This is a genomic window from Streptomyces sp. NPDC035033, from assembly GCF_040636735.1.
GTDB lineage: Bacteria > Actinomycetota > Actinomycetes > Streptomycetales > Streptomycetaceae > Streptomyces.
The window spans coordinates 1-18,838 of record NZ_JBEZUZ010000121.1 but is presented as its reverse complement, the minus strand read 5'-3'; the positions used below and the strand labels follow the sequence as shown (position 1 = coordinate 18,838).

General features: G+C 76.2%; 17 protein-coding genes and 2 pseudogenes. 6 read left to right on the top strand and 13 right to left on the bottom strand.

Annotation, left to right across the window (positions count from 1 at the left end):
- Window positions 1-61: 61 nt before the first annotated feature.
- From AB0E83_RS31920 to AB0E83_RS31895, 6 genes and pseudogenes are all read right to left on the bottom strand, one after another.
- Window positions 62-418 (bottom strand): annotated as a pseudogene (locus tag AB0E83_RS31920) (peptidase inhibitor family I36 protein); the annotation flags it as partial.
- 8 nt (window positions 419-426) lie between these two features.
- Window positions 427-1,140, bottom strand: coding sequence for a hypothetical protein (locus AB0E83_RS31915; protein WP_362119707.1), 714 nt, complete (start codon window positions 1,138-1,140; stop codon window positions 427-429).
- Between the two features lie 415 nt (window positions 1,141-1,555).
- A complete protein-coding gene (locus AB0E83_RS31910; RefSeq protein ID WP_362119705.1) occupies window positions 1,556-2,341 on the bottom strand; it encodes a polysaccharide deacetylase family protein in 786 nt (261 codons plus the stop codon).
- 447 nt (window positions 2,342-2,788) lie between these two features.
- The gene (locus AB0E83_RS31905; RefSeq protein WP_362119703.1) at window positions 2,789-3,163 is read right to left on the bottom strand and encodes a hypothetical protein; all 375 of its coding nucleotides are present in this window, start codon (window positions 3,161-3,163) and stop codon (window positions 2,789-2,791) included.
- A gap of 83 nt (window positions 3,164-3,246) precedes the next feature.
- Window positions 3,247-4,275 carry a DUF6397 family protein gene (locus tag AB0E83_RS31900; RefSeq protein WP_362119701.1) on the bottom strand — a complete coding sequence of 343 codons (1,029 nt, stop codon included), beginning with the start codon at window positions 4,273-4,275 and terminating at the stop codon, window positions 3,247-3,249.
- A gap of 132 nt (window positions 4,276-4,407) precedes the next feature.
- The gene (locus AB0E83_RS31895) at window positions 4,408-4,812 is read right to left on the bottom strand and encodes a roadblock/LC7 domain-containing protein (RefSeq protein ID WP_362119699.1); all 405 of its coding nucleotides are present in this window, start codon (window positions 4,810-4,812) and stop codon (window positions 4,408-4,410) included.
- A 162-nt stretch (window positions 4,813-4,974) separates the two neighbouring features.
- Between AB0E83_RS31895 and AB0E83_RS31890 the strand changes: the two genes are divergently transcribed.
- Window positions 4,975-5,409 (top strand): PPOX class F420-dependent oxidoreductase, encoded by a 435-nt coding sequence (locus AB0E83_RS31890; RefSeq protein WP_362119697.1) that lies wholly within the window; start codon window positions 4,975-4,977, stop codon window positions 5,407-5,409.
- A 62-nt stretch (window positions 5,410-5,471) separates the two neighbouring features.
- Here AB0E83_RS31890 and AB0E83_RS31885 read toward each other — a convergent pair whose 3' ends face one another.
- From AB0E83_RS31885 to AB0E83_RS31865, 5 genes are read right to left on the bottom strand one after another with little or no spacing between them, the layout of a single operon-like run.
- Window positions 5,472-6,098, bottom strand: a complete 627-nt coding sequence (locus AB0E83_RS31885; protein WP_362119695.1) for an ATP/GTP-binding protein — start codon at window positions 6,096-6,098, stop codon at window positions 5,472-5,474.
- Window positions 6,079-6,507 (bottom strand): DUF742 domain-containing protein, encoded by a 429-nt coding sequence (locus AB0E83_RS31880; protein ID WP_362119709.1) that lies wholly within the window; start codon window positions 6,505-6,507, stop codon window positions 6,079-6,081. Before AB0E83_RS31880 ends, AB0E83_RS31885 begins: the two co-directional genes overlap by 20 nt.
- Window positions 6,508-6,525: 18 nt before the next feature.
- On the bottom strand, window positions 6,526-6,960 hold the full coding sequence (locus AB0E83_RS31875; protein ID WP_362119693.1) for a roadblock/LC7 domain-containing protein: 435 nt from the start codon (window positions 6,958-6,960) through the stop codon (window positions 6,526-6,528).
- Complete coding sequence (locus AB0E83_RS31870) at window positions 6,957-10,001, bottom strand: nitrate- and nitrite sensing domain-containing protein (protein ID WP_362119691.1); 3,045 nt, start codon at window positions 9,999-10,001, stop codon at window positions 6,957-6,959. The genes AB0E83_RS31875 and AB0E83_RS31870 overlap by 4 nt, the downstream gene beginning before the upstream one ends.
- A gap of 54 nt (window positions 10,002-10,055) precedes the next feature.
- Window positions 10,056-10,892: an MHYT domain-containing protein gene (locus AB0E83_RS31865; protein WP_362119689.1), complete on the bottom strand. Its 837-nt coding sequence runs from the start codon at window positions 10,890-10,892 to the stop codon at window positions 10,056-10,058.
- 151 nt (window positions 10,893-11,043) lie between these two features.
- Here AB0E83_RS31865 and AB0E83_RS31860 point away from each other — a divergent pair, with 151 nt between their 5' ends.
- The 3 genes from AB0E83_RS31860 to AB0E83_RS31850 all read left to right on the top strand — a co-directional run bounded on the left by AB0E83_RS31860 (window position 11,044) and on the right by AB0E83_RS31850 (window position 13,235).
- Complete coding sequence (locus AB0E83_RS31860; RefSeq protein WP_362119687.1) at window positions 11,044-11,652, top strand: methyltransferase domain-containing protein; 609 nt, start codon at window positions 11,044-11,046, stop codon at window positions 11,650-11,652.
- Window positions 11,653-12,044: 392 nt separating this feature from the next.
- Window positions 12,045-12,338 carry a hypothetical protein gene (locus AB0E83_RS31855; RefSeq protein WP_362119685.1) on the top strand — a complete coding sequence of 98 codons (294 nt, stop codon included), beginning with the start codon at window positions 12,045-12,047 and terminating at the stop codon, window positions 12,336-12,338.
- 90 nt (window positions 12,339-12,428) lie between these two features.
- Window positions 12,429-13,235, top strand: coding sequence for a hypothetical protein (locus tag AB0E83_RS31850; protein ID WP_362119683.1), 807 nt, complete (start codon window positions 12,429-12,431; stop codon window positions 13,233-13,235).
- Between the two features lie 17 nt (window positions 13,236-13,252).
- On the opposite strand, the gene AB0E83_RS31845 is transcribed toward AB0E83_RS31850, so the two are convergent.
- Both AB0E83_RS31845 and AB0E83_RS31840 read right to left on the bottom strand, forming a co-directional pair.
- A complete protein-coding gene (locus tag AB0E83_RS31845) occupies window positions 13,253-13,798 on the bottom strand; it encodes an MOSC domain-containing protein (RefSeq protein WP_362119681.1) in 546 nt (181 codons plus the stop codon).
- A 43-nt stretch (window positions 13,799-13,841) separates the two neighbouring features.
- Window positions 13,842-14,933 carry an acyl-CoA desaturase gene (locus AB0E83_RS31840; RefSeq protein WP_362119679.1) on the bottom strand — a complete coding sequence of 364 codons (1,092 nt, stop codon included), beginning with the start codon at window positions 14,931-14,933 and terminating at the stop codon, window positions 13,842-13,844.
- Between the two features lie 300 nt (window positions 14,934-15,233).
- On the opposite strand from AB0E83_RS31840, the gene AB0E83_RS31835 reads away from it, so the two are divergent.
- Window positions 15,234-18,194, top strand: a complete 2,961-nt coding sequence (locus AB0E83_RS31835; protein WP_362119677.1) for a DEAD/DEAH box helicase — start codon at window positions 15,234-15,236, stop codon at window positions 18,192-18,194.
- Window positions 18,191-18,838, top strand: a pseudogene (locus AB0E83_RS31830) (SWF or SNF family helicase); the annotation flags it as partial. The gene AB0E83_RS31835 and the pseudogene AB0E83_RS31830, both read left to right, overlap by 4 nt.

Sequence of the window (18,838 nt, the reverse complement as noted above, 5' to 3'; positions counted from 1 at the left end):
GGGCGCCGACCTCCAGCCAGCCCCACGCCCCGTCAGGGACGGGCGCAGTCAGGACCACGCAGCAGCCGGTGGCCCAGATGTGGGAGTCGCCGCGGTCGTTGGCCGCGCCGTTGTACCCCACCTCCTGTCCGGGGGCGAGGCAGATCGTCATGCTGCCGCCCTGCCAGGCGCTCTCGTAGACCCGCACGTGGTCCTTGATGCCGGGCCCGGAGATGCCGTGGTTGGCCCACGAGGAGTCGGTGTCGGAGATCCAGCCCTCCCACCAGCCGTCGTCCCCGCTCCAGTTGGCCCGCTGGCCACCGAAGTTCGCGTCCTGCCAGACGCAGAAGTGACCGGAGGGGCATTCGGCCGCGGTGGCGGAGCCGGCGACGGTGAGGACGGCGGTGAGGGCGGACGCGACGGCGGCCGTGGTGACCAGGAATCGCTTCACGAGGGGACGTTGCCTTTCTCTGGTGGGGTGGGCGCGGGCAGCTGGACCGCCCGCAGCAGCGCGCGGTCGCGCAACTGCCGGTAGGTGATGAGCTCGTCGTGGTGCAGGGCGCGCACCTCGGCCAGCTCGGCGCGCTCCAGTCGGGTACGGGTCTCGTCGAGACCGCTCTCCCGGGAGCAGCGGGCGGCGTCCCCGGGATCGGGGCGCTCGGGGCGGGGGCGACCGGGCGGCGCGACGCAGGCGGTCCAGCGGGCGAGGGCCGCCCGGTGGGCCGGGTCGTCCCGGTAGCGGGCCTGGGCCTCCGCGCGGAGGTTGTCGACGACGACCTGCACCCGGAACCAGCGGTGCTGGTCGCCGTAGAGCCGGTCGCGGGCGGTGGCGAGACAGCCGTCGCTGTGGGCGGTGACGACGGCGCCGGTGGCCAGCGTCACGGAGAGTTCGCGCGGTCCGGTCCCGAAGAGGGCGGCCTGGAGGGCCCGGTCCTCGGCGGGGGCGCGCGGCTCCGCCGTGGCCCGGACGCCGCGGTCGGCGAGGCAGTCGTCGACGAACCGGCGCTCCGCCGCCCTGAGGAGCGCGTCCTGCTCCGTGCGCGCGGTCGGGACGGCGGGCGGTCCCGGCACGTCGGGGCGGACGGAGGCGCAGCCGGTGAGCAGGGCCAGCGAGGCGGCCAGCAGGGCCCGGCGGGTGAACGAGGCGGTGACGAGCGGCACGGATCCCCCTTCGCGTGGTGGCGCGGCGCGCTTCGCGCGGCGGCGCGGCACGTCTGGTCGGCGGGCCGGAGGGTGGTCGTCGACCGGCCCGACCGATCACTGCCCGTGACGAAGCCGGCCATGCGGGGCCTCACTCGAACGGGTCGAACGCGCCGTCGTACGCGCCCCTCGGGCGCCGCGCGCCGGGCGTGACCGGCCCCGGACATGGCGGAGCCCCGGCTGGACGGGGGATTCCAGCCGGGGCTGCTCACCGTGACGGGCGAAGGGCGGTCACCTCTCGGGGGGGAACCTGGGGACCGGGCCCCTCCGCCGTCACATGAGGAAGAACGGCGGACCTTTTCCGAATGTTCCGGACGGTCCGGGGTGAACGGTGTGAGTCGGGTCACCCGTCACCCGCGGGGCCTCTCGGGGCGGATCAGTCCTTCTCGGGCCGGTACACGGTTCCGGCGCGGGCGGTGCCGGGAGCGAGGAGTTCGGGGACGGTGACGAAGGTGTAGCCGCGCCTGTGGAGCTCGTCGATGATCCCGGGGACGGCGGGGACGGTGCCGTCGTATATGTCGTGGAGCAGGATGATGCCGTCGCGGTGGGCCTGGTCGAGGACGCGCTCCCGTATGAGGGCGGAGTCGGTGGTCGAGTAGTCCTTGGCCGTGATGCTCCACAGGACCTGCGCGAGGCCGAGCTCCCGGCTGACGTCGCTGACGGTGGAGTCGGTGCGGCCCTGGGGCGGGCGCATGAGGACGGGCCGGCGGCCGGTGATCCTCTCGACGGCGTCCTGGGTCCGGGAGAGCTCCTCGCGGACCTCGTCCTCGTCGAGGTCGGTGAGGATGCGGTGGGACCAGGTGTGGTTGGCGACCTCGTGCCCCTCGTCCGCGATCCGCCGGACGACCTGCGGATAGCGGTCGACGTGCTTGCGCCCGAGGAGGAAGAAGGTGGCCGGGACCCGCTTCTCCTTGAGGACGTCGAGGAGGTGCGGGGTGTCCTTGCCCGGTCCCGCGTCGAAGGTGAGCGCGATGCACTTCACCCGCGCGCAGTCGACCCGGCGGGACGCCGCGCCGGGCTTGTCGTCACCGCCCGCGTCGGCCCGCGCGGCCTGCGGGGTGACGGTCTCCGTCCCGCAGCCCGCGAGGGTGAGCATCAGTGTGGCGGCGGCGAGCAGAACGGCGGTCCTCCCGCCGCGACGGCCCGGCCTGGATCGGAACATGGTGGTACCCGCTTTCCCCGGTTTCGTGTGTGCTGCGGCCACGTCCACGACTGGTCAAGATCGTGGACTCGGTGGCCGCCGTGAACTCTACACACGGTGTATACCGAGAAGCGGAAGGGGGTCCCCGTCGCCGTTTCCGCGGCTCAGGAACGGCACCTCCGGCCTCCGTGGCCGGCACGGCCTCCCCGTGGTGCGGCCCGTGAACCGGGGTGCCGTCGCCGGGTCCGGAGGCATCGGCGGACCGCTGCCGAGGAACCCGGGCGCCGACCTCGCCCGAGCCCGGCTCACCGACCCGGCACACCCCCGTCTCCCCCGACCAGGGAGACAGGAGCGCCTCTCCCCTTCCCTCCGGGACTCCTTCACCGGCGGGCGGGCGTCACCCCCTGGCGGGCGTCACCCCCGGGCGGAGCCCGTCCGCTCCGTCCGGGGTGTCCGGTGGCGGCCGGCTCAGCGGGAGGCGAGGAGCAGTCGCGCTTCCGTCTCCTGGTCTCCCGAGACCGACTGCAGGGACTCGATGGCGAAGCCGGTGGCGAGCACCTTCTCGACCTCGGCCACGGCGTGGTACCCGCCGGTCAGCAGGGCGCCGACCTTGCCGGTGAGCCGCGGGGGGCCCACCTCCTCGCGCTGCCCGTCGGAGGTGTCGAAGGTGGCCATCCACACGGTGGCGAGCGGCCCCTCGCCCTCCGGGCCCGGGGGCTCGATGTCCTCCAGCCGGTAGTAGTGGTCGAGGACCTCGAACACGGCCCGTGCGTCCTCCCGGCGGCAGTCGCTCAGCTGGACGGTGACGTCGGTGTCGATGTGCAAGTCGTACACGTCGCTCATCTCCTCGCGGCCCGGTGCCTTCTTCCAGCATCTCCCCTCCGCCCCGGGAACGCCGACGAGAGCCGCTCCCGCCGCCGGCCCGCTCAGCCCCAGTCGCGCCGCTCGCCCCAGCCCCCGGCGGCCGCCCGGCCCGGCAGGGAACGCCGGAGCCGGGCGAGCAGCCCGGGGGCCCGGGTGCGGGACGCCGCCCGGCCCGGCGGACGTGTCGGCCGGGACCGCGGACGCGTCGGACGCGCCGGCGCCGACAGCGGCGACAGCGGTGGTGGCGTCGGGACCGCTTCCGTCGCCGGGAGCCCTTCCGCCACCGGGTGGGCGGCTCGGGCCTCGTCCAGGGCGAGGGCGAGGCTCGCCCGGTACCACTGGATCTCGTCCGGCTCGTCGGCGTGGACCAGGCGGTCGGCGACCTCGCGGGCCGCGCCGCCGACCGGGAGGCCCGGGGGCGGGGGCGGCCACAGCCGGTCGAGACGGGCGCGCTCGCGGGGGTCGCCGACGGTCTCCGCGAGGCGGTCCGGATCGAGGAGCGAGGCGATCGCCGCCGCGCGGGCCCACGGGTCGTCGGTGCCGCGCAGGAGCAGGCCCAGATGACGGGAGCGCCAGTTCCTGGCCCGCAGGTCCTCCCCCGCGGCGATCCGCTGACGCAGCCCGGCCGGCATCCGGCCGGTGAGCAGTTCGGGGCGCTCCTCGCCGAACGCGGCGACCTCGGCCGCCACGTACAGCCAGATCACCGTGCGGTAGCGGTTGAGGTAGAAGCGCACCGGGCTCAGGTGACCCGTGCGGGCCAAACGGGTGAAGCGGTCGTGGGTGACGGAGAGCAGCGCGGCGGCCTCCCCCGCGCCCACGGTCCGCACCCGGTCCCTGAGTCCGCGGGGGAAGTCCGGCGCCGCCCTGAGCCGGTCGAGCTCGGCGCGCTCGACCGGACGCCGCTCGGGCGCCCGGCCCCGGCCTCCGTCCCGGCCCCCGCCCGGGTCCGGGGCGGCGCCCTCCGGGTCCGGGGCCGGGGCCGTCCTGATCAGTCCCATCCGGACCGCGAGCCGGAACTCCTCGCGCTTCAGTCCCAGTTCCTCCGCGGCCCGCGCCGGGGCCACCGTCCGTGTCGTCTCGTCCACCGTCATGGCGTCCGCCGCCTCCCCACTCGCTGGTCCCGGCCTCCCGGCCGGTACGGGTCCCGGCGAACCCGACACGAGCAACGTAACGGAGAGTGACGAGGACCGCACGACCTGTGGACAACGGCCTGTGGACAACCGTCAGGAGGGGGATCCGCCCGGCTGTCGCGCGGAGACACCGAGGTGCTCGCCGACCCGGTTGACCAGGAGGGTCATCTCGTACGCGACCTGGCCGACGTCGGCCTCGGCGTCGCTGAGCACACAGAGGCAGCTGCCGTCGCCGGCCGCCGTCACGAACAGCAGGGCCTCGTCGAACTCGATCATCGTCTGCCGGGCCCGTCCGGCCCGGAAGTGCCGGCCGGAGCCCCGCGCGAGGCTGTGCAGTCCGGAGGAGACGGCGGCGAGGTGCTCCGCGTCCTCCCGCGCGAGTTCGCTGCTCGCGCCGGTCACCAGCCCGTCGTTCGACAGCACCAGGGCGTGCCGTATCGGGCCGACCCGCCGGGTCAGATCGTCCAGGAGCCAGTCGAGCCCCTTGTCCAGCGCCATGCGGTGGTCCTCCCCCTCGTCGGTGCGGTCGCGCCGGCCGGGCCCCGTGCCCGCGTGCGCCGTACGGACCGCTTGTCGCCGCAAGCCTTACGCACTGTCGTGGACAGGGCAAGCACCCCATCGGACCCGGTGTGCCGCCGTACGGCCGCCGGGTGCCGCACCATGGGTGCCATGACGAGAATGACCGAGCGACAGTGGCGGGCCTTCGTGTCCGCGGGGACCCGTACCGGCAAGCTCGCGACCGTCCGCGCGGACGGCAGCCCGCACGTCGTGCCGGTGTGGTTCGTGCTCGACGGCGACTCCTTCGTGTTCAACACGGGGAGGGACACGGTGAAGGGCCGCAACCTCGCCAGGGACGGCCGGGTCTCGCTCTGCGTGGACGACGACGCCCCGCCGTTCTCGTACGTCACCCTGACCGGCCGGGCCGAACTGAGCGAGGATCCCGCGGAGTTGGTCCGGTGGGCGACCCGGATCGGCGGCCGCTACATGGGCGAGGACCGGGCCGGGGAGTTCGGCGCCCGCAACGGGGTGCCGGGCGAACTCGTCGTCCGGGTGCGGATCGAGAAGGTGACCTCGGCGGGCCACGTCTCCGCCTAGGCCGCTCGCCGGGCCGCGGCGGGTCCTCGCCGGGACGGCCGGTTCCGGCGGAGGGGCCGGGTTCAGCCGACGGTGTCGAGGAGCCGCGCGGTGTGCATCCGCCCGGCGTACTCGACGACCCTGATGAGGACCTCCTTGCCCGAGTCCCGGTCCCGCGCGTCGCAGAGCACCACGGGTGTTCCCAGGTCCAGGTCGAGGGCGCGGGAGACGTCCTGCGCCCCGTAGGAGCGGGCGCCCTCGAAGCAGTTGACGGCCACCACGAACGGGATCTTCCGGTGCTCGAAGTAGTCGACCGCCGGGAAGCAGTCCTCCAGGCGGCGGGTGTCGGCGAGGACGACCGCGCCCAGGGCTCCCTGGGAGAGCTCGTCCCACAGGAACCAGAAGCGGTCCTGCCCCGGGGTGCCGAAGAGGTACAGCGACAGACCCGCGCGGATGGTGATCCGGCCGAAGTCCATGGCCACGGTGGTGGTGGTCTTCCGGTCCACTCCCCCGGTGTCGTCGACGAGCTCGCCGGCCCGGCTGAGCCGTTCCTCGGTGCGCAGCGGGCGGATCTCGCTGACCGCGCCGACCAGGGTGGTCTTGCCGACGCCGAAGCCCCCCGCGACGAGGATCTTCAGGGCGAGAGCGGTGTCGCCGTCCGCGCCGGTGCTGTCAGGGCGGCCGGTGCTGTCAGAGCGCTCGTAGGCCATCGATCACTTCTCTCAGGATGCGTTCGTCGGGAAGCTGCGCGGGCGGTACGGGTCTGCTGACGCGGACGAAGCCCGATTCGAGGAGGTCGCCGAGGAGGACCCGGACGACGCCCACGGGGAGGTCGGCGTCGGCGGCGAGTTCGGCCACCGACTGGGTCTCGGACCGGCAGAGGGAGAGCAGGGCGCGGTGTTCGGGGCCGAGGACGGCCTCCTCGGCCGGGCCCGGCGGGTCGTCGTCGACGACGACGAGGGCGATGAGGTCGAACCGTACGTTGCTGGGGCCGGGCCTGGTGCGGCCGCCGGTCATCGCGTACGGCCGGACGAGCGGCCCGGCGTCGGCGTCGTACCACTGGCTGCCCGGCGCGGGCGGGCCGCCGTCCCCGGTGGTGGCCCCGCCGGTGCTGTCCATGGTCATGGGGGTCTCCGGTCAGCCGGCGGCCGGTGGGGTCACCGCGAGCCGGGGCGGGGTGTACAGGTGCTCGCCGACGCGTTTGACGAGGCGGGCCATCTCGTAGGCGATCAGGCCGATGTCGGCGCTGACGGAGCTGAGGACGGCCAGGCAGGAGCCGTCTCCGGCGGCGGCGACGAAGAGGAAGCCGTCGTCCATCTCGACCATGGTCTGGCGGACCCCGCCGGTGCGGAACTGGCGTCCGGCGCCCTTGGCGAGGCTGTGGAAGCCGGAGGCGATGGCGGCGAGGTGCTCGGCGTCCTCGCGGCTCAGTCCGCTGGAGGCGCCGACCGCGAGGCCGTCGCTGGAGAGCACCACCGTGTGCCGCACCTCGCGGACCCGGGTGACCAGATCGTCGAGGAGCCAGTCGAGTTCGCCGGAGCGGTGGTGGAAGGTCCTCTCGTGGTCGATCATGCGTCGTCTCCTTCGGATCGGGGGGCCTGGGGCGGGGTGGGGCGGGCGCCGAAGTAGGGGCCGAGGTCGGTACGCGCGCGTGCGTCGCCGCGCGGGTCGCCCGGGACGCGCGGCTCGTGCGGGACCCGGGGCTCGCGCGGAGCGCCGTCGCCGAGCGGGCGCCGTACTCCGGGGGCGGGGCCGCCGCCGCGCTGCCAGCCGTCGCGGTAGGCGGCCATCCGGTCGCGGGCCTGCTCGGGCGTCCGCTCCGGGGTGCCGGGGGCCGCGGGGGCGGGCGCCGGTTCGGGGGCGGGGGCCACGCGCAGCTGCGGGACGAGGCTCGCCTGCCGGACGCGGCGCGGCAGCCCGGCGTCGCCGTCCGCGTCCCCGGGACCGGGGCCCGTGCCGGCCGTCGACGGCGACGGCGGCTCGGGGGGTACGGCGTCGCCGCGCGGGCGCAGGGCGGTGACTCCGGCCGGGGCGGGCCCGGGGGCGAGGGCGGGGACGGAGGCGGGGCGGGGCGGCCGGGGCCGGGCCGGTGCCCGTTCGGGGCTCTGCCGCGGGGGTGCGAGGGGGTGGTGCGGGGCTCCGGGCACGGCCGTGGGGGCTCCCGCGGAAACCTCGGGGGCGCCGGCGGCGGTCGCGGGGGTACGGGGGGCGGCCTGGGGCCGGGCGAAGCGGCGGGCTTCCGCGCGGTGGGCCTCCTCGCGCTCGCGGGCGGCCCGCTCGTCGGCGGGCCACCCCCGGCCGGGGAGGGCGGCGTCGGCGGTTGCGGCCGTCCCGGTGCCGGCGGGGTCGGCGGGGTCGGCCCCGTCGGCGCGGCCGGAGGGCGGGGCGTCCTGGAGGAGGCCGGTGGGGAGCAGGGCGACGGCGGTGGTGCCGCCGTAGGGGGACGGCCGCAGGTGGACCTGGATGGCGTGCCGGGAGGAGAGGCGGCTGACGACGAAGAGGCCGAGGCGGTCGCTGTCGAAGAGGTCGAGGGCCTCGGACCGGGCGATCCGGGCGTTGGCCTCGGCGAGGGTCTCCTTGCCCATGCCGAGTCCCCGGTCCTCGATCTCCAGGGCGTAGCCGTTGCCGACGGGTTCGCCGCTGACCCGGACCTTGGTGTGGGGCGGGGAGAACTGGGCGGCGTTCTCGATGAGTTCGGCGAGGAGGTGGGTGAGGTCGGCGACGGCGCCGCCCGCGACGGCGGTCTCGGGGAGCCGGCGCACCTCCACGCGCGCGTAGTCCTCGATCTCGGAGACGGCGGCGCGGACGACGTCGGTGAGCGGCACCGGCATCCGCCAGGCCCGGCCGGGGGCGGCGCCGGAGAGGATGATCAGGCTCTCCGCGTGCCGCCGCATGCGGGTGGTGAGGTGGTCGAGGCGGAAGAGGTCGCCGAGTTCGCCGGGGTCGTCGGCGCGCCGCTCCATGTTGTCCAGGAGGTTGAGCTGGCGGTGGACGAGGACCTGGCTGCGGCGGGCGAGGTTGACGAAGACTCCGGAGATGCCGCTGGCCAGTTCGGCCCGTTCGACGGCGGCGGAGAGGGCGGCCCGGTGGACGGTGGTGAGGGCTTCGCCGACCTGGCCGATCTCGTCCTGGGGCGCGGGGCCGGACGGGGCTTCGGCGTGGACGTCGATCTCCTCTCCGGCGCGCAGCCGGCCCATGGCGGCGGGGAGTTTGCGGCGGGCGATGCCGAGGGCGGTGTTGCGGAGGCTGACGAGTTCGACGACGAGGCCGCGGCCGATGCGGACGGAGATGACGAGGGAGGCGGCGACGGCGACGGCGACGAGGCCGAGGACGACGGCGGCGCCCGCGGGGCTGAGGATGCCGCCCGCGAAGGGGTCGGTGCCGTCGGCCGCGGCGGCGCGCGCGTCGTCCTCGACGGCGGTCAGCCCGGTGCGTACGGCGGCGAGGGCGGCGTCCCAGTCGGCGGAGGGCGCGGCCTGGGCGGCGGGGCGGCCGTCGGCGGCACGGGAGACGCGGTCCTCGGCGGCGGTGAGCCGGGTGTGGTCGGCGCCGGCGGCGAGCCGGGACCAGGCGGCCCGGCCGGCCGGGGGGAGGTCGGCGCCGGCGGAGGCGAGGAGGGTCCGCCGGGTCTCGGCCGCGCCGGTGAAGGCGCGCTGGTGGGCGGCGGTCAGCCGGCCGGTGAGGTGGGCGGAGCCGAGGAGGGCGTCCTCGCGGGAGAGCATCTCGCCGGCGCGGGCGAGTTCGAGGAGCACGCGCGCGTGGGCCCCCTGTCCGGTGTCCTGGAGGCCGCTGAGGGCTCCGCCGACGGCGAAGCCCGCCGAGACGGCGGTCGTGTACGCCTCGTACGTCTGGTCCCAGTCGGCGCGGCCGTCGGCGGCGGCGGCGCGGAGGCGGGCGAGGCCCTGGACCTCGTCGACGAAGGCGCCTACGCGCTCGGCGACGTCGGCGGGCAGGTCGCCGGCGTCGCCGACGGTGTGCCCCTCGCCGAGGCGGAGCCGGGCGACGGCCTCGTCGGTGCGGCGGATCCGGTCCTTGAGCTCGGCGGCCCGGGCCGCGCCGGGGGCGGCGATCTGCCGTGCCGCGGCCCGGCGTTCGTCCTGGAGGGCGGCGAGAACGGCGGAGACCGGCTGCCGGATGTCGGCGTCGACGCGCTGGAGCCGGCGGAGCCCGGCCATGTCCTGGGCGGTGGTGACGGTGGCGAAGCCCCAGAGGGCGAGGAGCGAGACGACCGGGACCATGAGCAGCGAGACGATCTTGGCGCGCACGGTACGGGGCCGGAGTCCGCGCCGCCGGTCCCCCTCGGCGCGGCCCGCGCCGGACGCGCCGCCGTTCGCCCCGCCGCCGCCCTCCGGAGCACCGGCCGAAGGAGCGCCGACCGAGGGGACACCGGCTGAAGGGGCACCGGCCGAAGGGGCACCGGCCGCGGAGGCACCCGTCGCCGAGGCCCCGGCACCGGTGTCCGGGGCGGCGGGGAGGGGCCGGGCCGCCCGGTCCGGGGCGGCGGCGCGCGGTTCCGGTTCGTCGGCGGGAGGCCCGGCGTGTGCGCGCCGCCCGCGTGCGGTCGCCGGCGGCGCGGGCGCCGTGGCGTCCTGGTTCTTGCGGGGAGTTCGCATGGGCTCCTCGTTCCGGCTGGGAGGGAGGGCAGGGGGTCCGGATCCGGCGGCGGGTCAGGGCGCCGGCGCGCGGAGCGGGTCGCGGCCGGCCCGGAAGCCGGGCGGGGCCACGTCGACGGCGCGCTCGTCCGGTTCGGTGAGGCGTTCGGCGGAGGCGTACGCGGCCCGTTCCCCGGCCGTCGGGGAGAGGGCCACGAAGGCGGAGGTGATGAAGAGGTACGAGCCGAGGCCGACCGCGAGCGGGAAGATGAACTGCATGACCGTGGCCCCGGGGAGGTCCCCCGCGGAGGGGGTGACCTCGACGCCCACCGCGAGCATGCCCGTGTAGTGCATGCTGCTGACGGCCGCTCCCATGACGAGCGAGGCGAGCGCGACCGCGACCGGCGCGTGGATGTGGAGGGCCGCCCACAGGGCCGCGGTGGCGGCGACGACCGCGATGACCACCGAGAGGGCGACGAGCAGCGGGTCGTAGTGGACGGTGCCGTGGAGGCGGAGGGCGGCCATGCCCATGTAGTGCATGCTCGCGACGCCGATCCCCGTGGTCAGTCCGCCGATCAGGAGCGATCGCACGCGGTCGTGTCCGTAGCCGACGGCGAACACGCCGACGCCCACGACGCCCATGGCGATGACGAGGCTGAGGAGGGTGAGCGGTACGTCGTAGCGGATGTCGGTGCCGGTGACGCCGAAGCCGAGCATCGCCACGAAGTGCATCGTCCAGATGCCGGTGCCGATCGCGGAGGCGGCGGTGAGCAGCCAGTTCCGCCGCGAGCGGCCGGTCGCGTCGAGCGCGCGCACGGTGCAGCGCAGTCCGAGGGCGGCGCCGATGCAGGCCATCGCGTACGACAGCACAGGTGTCAGCCAGCCGAAGGTGGCGTGGTCCAGGTGTCCCATGACTCGGGGACGCTAGTGCGCATGTGGGGGCGCATCGGGGGCGCGTTTCGAAAGCTGGTGGAATATGACGGAGAGAAGTACCGGATCGATCGGACGACGTTCGAACGTGCACACAGAACGTTCACACCCAGGGGTGGGCGATCATGGGCACATGAGCGATGACCCCACAGATGTCCGAGCGTTCTTCGCCACCCGCGCGGCCGGCTGGGACAGCCGGTTCCCCGACGACGGCCCCGCCTACGCCGCCGCCGTCGCCGAACTCGGGCTGCGTCCCGGCGACGCCGTGCTCGACGCGGGCTGCGGCACCGGCCGGGCGCTGCCCCCGCTGCGCACCGCCGTCGGCCCGTCGGGCACGGTCATCGGCGCCGACCTCACCCCGGAGATGCTGGCCGAGGCGGTACGGGCCGGGCGGCGCGGCCCCGGGGGCGCCGGGGCCCTGCTCCTCGCCGACGTCGGCCGGCTGCCGCTCCGGGACGGCGGACTCGACGCGGTCTTCGGCGCGGGCCTCGTCTCCCACCTGGCCGATCCGGTGGCCGGCCTGCGCGAACTCGCCCGGGTGGTGCGGCCGGGCGGCCGCCTCGCGCTCTTCCACCCGATCGGGCGCGCCGCCCTCGCGGCCCGGCACGGCCGGCAGCTCACCCCGGACGACCTGCGGGCCGAGCCCCGGCTGCGTCCCGTGCTCGCCGAGGCCGGCTGGCGGCTCGTCTCGTACGCGGACGAGGACGCCCGCTATCTGGCCCTGGCCGTACGGGAGGCATGAGCGGGCCGCCCGCCCCTCAGGGCCATGCGGAGCACCCCGTTCCCGACGCACCACCGGGCCGGGTGATTCCCCGCCGCGCTCGCACCCGTCCGCGGCACCGGCCACGGCCGCGAGGCGACCTTCCCGCTCTTCGGAGACGTGGTCGTCCAGGCCGTGGAGGCCGCCCGGACCGCCGTCACCTTCGAGGCGGTCGCACCCTGACCGCCGTCTTCACCCGCGCCTCCGGCCGCCCGGACGCGGAGCACGGCCACGGCACCGACCCCACCGCCCTCCGCCCGCCCGTCCGGCCCCCAACGCCCCCTTCTGTCCCGGCACTTCACTGTCTACCGTGGAAGTGCCGGGCAGTCGTGCCCGGGGAAAGGCGGCCGGCCGTGGCACGGATAGCGGAACGCATGCGCAAGCTCCTCCCCTCCGCCCGACGCGCCTCCGGGAGCGGGGCCGCCCCTCCCCCGGCCCGTTCCGGGCGCCAGGGCCGCAACCTCTTCGAGGCCGCGGCGGTCTACGTGGCCGCCCGTGCCGAGGACGACCAGGACCGGATGGACGAGGCCGCCACCTGGGTCTCCCCCGGACAGCTCTCCTTCGGCGTCGACGAGCTGGCTTCCCGCGCCCTGCTCGCGCTCGCCCGGGAGCGCGACCAGACCCCCGAGACCGTCGCCCGCTCGCTGCTCGGGATCAGGGGGCGCTGAGTCTCACACCCCGAGGACCCTCGACGCGCGGGTTACTCGCTGGTTAAGGTGCGCCGACGATCCGATGGGCGGCGAGATGGGGAGGGTGCCGTGGCGGCGACGGAACCGGCGGCGGGCGAGGACTCGCTGTACGTGCTGACCGCGTGCCTGCTGACGCCCGCGCGGTTCCCGAGCGTGCTCGGCGACGACTACCCGGCGGCCTGCGCCGCCCTCGGCCTCGAACCGCACGGGGCGGGGTACGGGCTCGTCCTCGGCCAGGACGGGCTCGGCGCCCGCTGGACGGTCGTCATCGACGACGTGTCGCTGGTCGCGGTGGCCATCGCCTCCTGGGACTGCGGCATGGCCTACGACCTCTCGCCCGCCGAGGAGTCCGTCGTCACCGGGCTTCCCGGCTGGCCGCTCGCCGTCGCCACCCGGGCCCCCGGCCTCCCCGACCCGCACGACCCCGAGCCGGAGGAGGACGACCCCGCCCCGCTGACCCCGCCCGCCGAGGACGCGTGGGGCCCCGCGCAGCGCCGGCTCGGCGCCGACGAGGTGGCCCGGCAGTGGGACGAATGGCGCGGCCGGATCGAGCCGGGGGCCGCCCCCGAAGGGCCGGCCGAGCCCGCCCCGGACGACGCGCCCGACCCGTACGTCCAGGTGCGCCGCGCCCTGGACGAGCTGCGCGGCTACCTGGAGGAGCCGCCGCCGATCGGCCGGGTGCGGTCCGGTTTCGCCGGGGAGGGCGCGCGGATGCTCCGCGCCGACGGCCCCGGCTGGTCGCTCGTGGCCCGCACCGACGACATGGCCTTCGTCCTCCTCGACGACCACCCGCGCGAGGTGCTGCCGGTGGCCCGGGGCCCCCGGCTCCCCGCTCTCCTCGAAAGGCTGGAGGCGCTGGCCGTACGCCCCTCCTGAGCCGGGGCCGGCACGGCTCAGACGCGTTCCAGCGGGCGGTGCGGTCCGGCGGGCGGCTCGACGGCGATCGGGTCGCCGGGGCGCACCTCGCCGCCGGTCAGCACGATGCCCATGATCCCGGCCTTGTGGACGGGTCCGCCGTTCTCGTCGCGGCCCACGACCTGCTTGAGCAGGCCGTGGCTGAAGTTGTCGATCTGGGAGCAGGGGTTGCGCAGTCCGGTGACCTCGACGACGGCCTCGGCACCGAGGCGGAGGAGGGTGCCGGTGGGCAGCACGAGCAGGTCGACGCCGCGGGTGGTGACGTTCTCGCCGAGGTCGCCGGGGGCCACCTCGAAACCGGCCTCGGCCACCTCGTCGAAGAGCTCGGCCTGGATGAGGTGGACCTGCCGGAGGTTCGGCCGGCTCGGGTCCCGGGCGACGCGGGAGCGGTGCTTGACCGTGACGCCCGCGTGGACGTCGCCCTCCACGCCGAGTCCGGCGAGGAGCGTGATGGACGCGCGGTTGGGCTTGCTGAAGGAGTAGGTGCCGTTGCTGCTGACCGCGGTGACGGTGCCGTCGCTCATGCGACCCCCCTGGTTCTCTCCGGTGAGGGATGCGCGTTCGACCCTACTCCGCGCGTCCCGCGCGCGCCTCGCGAAGGGGGGCGCCCACCTCGTGGAGGTGGCCGAGGGCCTGCCGGTAGGAGTCGACGAAGCCGGTCTCGGTGTACGGGACGCCCAGGGCCCGGCAGTGGGCGCGGACGGCGGACTGGGCGAGCCGCAGGTGGGGGCGGGGCATCGACGGGAAGAGGTGGTGCTCGACCTGGTAGTTGAGGCCGCCGAGGAACCAGTCGGTGAGGGCGCCGCCCCGGATGTTGCGGGAGGTCAGCACCTGGCGGCGCAGATGGCCCCAGCTGTCGCCGTCCTCGTGCTGGTCGGGCCGTTCCATGCCCTTGTGGTTGGGGGCGAAGGCCATGCCGAGGTGGACGCCGAACAGCATCTGGTGGACGAGCGCGAAGACCAGGGCCCGGGCGGGGCCGAGGGCGGTGAGGAGCAGCGCCGCGTACCCGGCGAAGTGGAGGAGGAGCAGGGCGCCTTCGGTGAGGCGCTCGCGCCGGGTCCGGTACGGGCCGTCCTTCGCGAGCAGGGCCCGGACGCCGTACAGCTTGAGCGCGAGGCCCTCCAGGGTGGTCAGCGGGAAGAACAGCAGGGCCTGGTGGCGGGTGAGGAAGCCGCGCGGGCCGGTGCGGCCAGCGGTCTGGTGCTCGGCGAAGACGAGGACGTCCGCGGCGACGTCCGGGTCCTTGTCGAGGTGGTTGGGGTGGGCGTGGTGGCGGTTGTGCTTGTCGTTCCACCACTCGCGGCTCATGCCGAGGAGGAGGTTGGCGTGGACGAGCTGGATCACGCGGCCGGCCCGGCGGTCCGCGGTGATCTGGGCGTGGCCGGCGTCGTGGCCGATGAAGGCGGCGCGGGCGGAGAGGACGGCGAGCGGGACGGCGAGGAGGACCGCCCACCAGGACGGGCCGGCGAGGAGGAGACCGGCGGCGACGGCGGCGAAGCCGAGGAGGGTGAGGGCGATGTCCCGGGCGTACCAGCCGGGACGGTGGTCGAGGAGTCCCTGCCCCTTCACCGTGCGCAGGAGCGGGGCGAACTCGCTGCCGCCGCCCCGCGTCCTGGCGGCGGGCGCCGGGGCGGGGGCGAGGGCGGTGGCCTGGGACATGGGAGTGCTCCGGCTTCTGTGAGGCGAGGGGGCTGCCGTCCGCGCCGAGCGGCGGGGGCGGTCCTCACCGTACGGACGCGTGACGGTCCGGAACCATGGCGTCACCACCCGGCCGGGAGCGGGGGCGGGCCGGGGCCGGGGGGTGGGGCGTTCCCCACCCCCCGGAGCCGGCGGGGGCCTCCGCCGCCGGAAGCACGGTGCACATGTGTCGGGCGTCACGCACGGATGTGCGCGGCCGGGGGCCCGTGTGGGGTAGGGTCGGCCGCTCCGTCTCGCAGGCAGTCATATGTGGGGAATGTGTTGACGTCGTCGTTCCGATCCTCCGGTCCCGACCCCGAACCCTCCGTCCCGACCGCTCCGTCCTCCGGCGCCGCCGTCCCGGCCGCCGTCTTCCTCCCCGCCGACCCGCCCCGGGCCGGCCGGATCGCGTTCTGGTCGCCCGCCGGGGAGCCGCTCGTCGCCCCGCCGGGGGCGGCGGAGGGCGAGATCACGGTGGTGGACGGCGCGGAGCTCCGGGCCGTCCCCGTGCCCGCGCTCCTGCTGCCGGTACCGGACGCCCTGCCGTTCCTCGCCCGGTGCCGGCTCTCCGGCGGCGGCGACCCCGCGGCGGCGTTCTGGGGCGGCGCGGCGCTCCTCGCCCTGGACTTCGCGGCCCGCGGCCTGCTGCTGCCCGGGGTGACGGCGGAGGGTCACGACGCCTGGCGGGCGGGGCCGTTGGGGGCCGAGGAGCTGGACCGGCTGCGGACCCTCGCCGCGTCGATGCCGCCCACCGCGCACGCCGTCCCGCTGGGCCCGGCCGGGGACGGGGACTGGCTGCTGCCGGAGCCCGAGGCGCTGCTGCGGGCCTTCCTGGACGCCGTCGCCGACGCCCTCCCCCGCACCCCGGCCGCCGCGTTCGCCGCCGGCGGGCCCGCCTTCGCCGCCGGGGAGCCGCAGGCCGTCCCCGAACAGCGGCCGTGGGCCGCCGATCTGGCGGCCGGTCACGACGCCGGCGTACGGCTCTCGCTCCGTCTGGAGCTGCCCGGATTCGTCTCCGGCGCCACCGAGGCGCCGGCCTTCCGCGCGGTGCTCCAGCTGCACTCCGCGGCCGACCCGGCGGTGGTCGTGGACGCGGCGGACGCCTGGTCGGGCGCCGGGCCGGCGGCGGCTTCCCTCGGGCCGCGCGCCCGGATGGACGCCCTGCTCGCGCTGCGCCGGGCCGCGCGCGCCTGGCCGCCGCTCGCCCCTCTGCTGACGGCGGCCGTGCCGGACCGGATGGAGCTGGCCGACGAGGAGGTCGTCGAGCTGCTGGGCCCGGCGTCGCGGGCGCTCGCCGCGACGGGCGTACGGGTGCACTGGCCGCGCGAGCTGACGGACCGGCTGACCGCCCGCGCGGTGATCGGCCCGGCGGAGCCGGCCGGGGCGGACCTCGCCCGGGCGACGGCTTCCGGCGGCTTCGAGGGCACCGGCGGCTCCGGTGATGCCGGGGGGTCCGGGAGCGGGCTGCCGTCGTTCCTGTCCGCCGACGCGCTGCTCGCCTTCAACTGGCGTTTCTCCGTGGGCGACCAGGAGCTGACGCGGGCCGAGCTGGACCGGCTCGCCGAGGCCGGGCGGCCGCTCGTCCGGCTGCGCGACCGGTGGGTCCTGGTCGATCCGGCGGAGGTGCTGCGCGCCCGAGAGCGGCAGGACCGCAAGGTGACGCCGGTCGACGCGCTCGCGGCCGTCCTCACCGGCACCACGGAGGTCGACGGCCGCCCGGTCGAGGTGGTCGCGACCGGTGCCCTGGAGCGGCTGCGCGAGCGGCTGGCCGATCCCGAGGGCGGCGTCCGGGAGGTCCCGCAGCCCGCCGGGCTCGCCGCGACCCTGCGCGACTACCAGCTGCGCGGCCTGAACTGGCTGCACCGGATGACCTCGCTCGGCCTCGGCGGCTGTCTCGCCGACGACATGGGCCTGGGGAAGACCATCACCGTCATCGCGCTCCACCTGCACCGGCAGGGCGAGCCGGTCACGGCGGGTCCCACCCTGGTGGTCTGCCCGACCTCGCTGATGGGCAACTGGCAGCGGGAGTTCGAGCGGTTCGCGCCCGGCACGCGCGTGCGCCGCTTCCACGGCACCGCGCGCGATCTCGACGGGCTCGCGGACGGGGAGGTCGTCCTCACCACGTACGGCACGATGCGGCTCGACGCCGAGCGGCTCGCCGCCCGGTCGTGGGGGCTGCTGGTGGCGGACGAGGCCCAGCACGTGAAGAACCCGTACTCGGCGACGGCCCGCCGGCTGCGGACGATCGGCGCACGCGCGCGCGTGGCCCTGTCCGGGACGCCGGTGGAGAACGACCTCTCCGAGCTGTGGGCGATCCTCGACTGGACGACGCCGGGGCTGCTCGGCGGGCTCGGGGCGTTCCGCCGGCGGTACGCGGCCGCCGTCGAGGGCGGTACGGACCCGGCCGCCGCCGAGCGGCTCGGCGCGCTGGTCCGTCCGTTCCTGCTGCGCCGCCGCAAGTCCGATCCGGGGATCGCGCCGGAGCTGCCGCCGAAGACCGAGACCGACCGGGCCGTCTCCCTGACGCCGGAACAGGCCGGCCTGTACGAGGCGGTGGTGCGCGAGAACCTGCTGGCGATCGCGGAGGCCGAGGGCATGGCGCGGCGCGGTCTGGTGGTGAAGCTGCTGACCTCGCTCAAGCAGATCTGCAACCACCCCGCGCAGTACCTGAAGGAGGAGCGGCCGAGGACCGCGGGCCGCTCGGGGAAGCTGGAACTCCTCGACGAGCTGCTCGACACGATCCTCGCCGAGGGGGCGAGCACCCTGGTCTTCACCCAGTACGTGGAGATGGGCCGGCTCCTGGAGGCGCACCTGGCGGAGCGCGGGGTGCGGACGCAGTTCCTGCACGGCGGCACGCCGGTCGCGGAGCGGGAGGCGATGGTCGCCCGCTTCCAGGACGGCGGGGTGCCGGTGTTCCTGCTGTCGCTGAAGGCGGCCGGGACGGGGCTCAACCTCACCCGGGCCGAGCACGTGGTGCACTACGACCGCTGGTGGAACCCGGCCGTGGAGGCGCAGGCCACCGACCGGGCGTACCGGATCGGGCAGACGCGGCCGGTGCAGGTGCACCGGATCGTCGCCGAGGGGACGGTCGAGGACCGGATCGCCGCGATGCTCGCGCGCAAGCGCGAGCTGGCCGACGCGGTGCTCGGCACCTCGGGCGACGGGCCGGACGGACTGACCGAACTGACCGACGCGGAACTGGCGGAGCTGGTCCGGCTGCGCGGGGACGGGGACGGACGATGAACGAGTACGACGAGCACCACGGGTACGACGGGGCCGGCCGGGAGGACGAGGAGCTGACCTTCGCGGCGCTGCCGCCCGTGCGGAACGGCGCCTTCGCCCGCACCTGGTGGGGCCGGGCGTGGCTGAAGGCGCTGGAGGACACGGCGCTCGACGGGCAGCAGGTGAAGGCCGGCCGGCAGCACGCGCGGGCCGGCGCGGTCGGCGCGGTGTCGGTGCGGCCCGGGCGGATCACCGCCGTCGTGCAGGACCGCGACGGCACCGCGTACCGCGGCGACGTGCTGGTGCGCACCCTCGCCGACGAGGAGTGGGACCGGCTGCTCGACCTGGCCGTCGACAGCGCCGGGCACATCGCCGCGCTGCTGGACCACGAGATGCCGCCGCACCTGGTGGAGGACGCGGCGGCGGTCGGCGTCGACCTGCTGCCGGGCATCGGCGACCTGGAGCCGGAGTGCGGCTGCGGGGCGTGGGACCACTGTCCGCACACGGCGGCGCTCTGCCACCAGGTGGCGCGGATCCTGGACGAGGACCCGTTCGTGCTGCTCCTCGTGCGGGGCCGGGGCCGGCGGGCGGTCGTGGACGCGCTCCAGGCCCGCAGCGCGGCCCGCGCGGGCGCCGGGAGCGCGGGAGGCGCCCCGCGGGAGGCC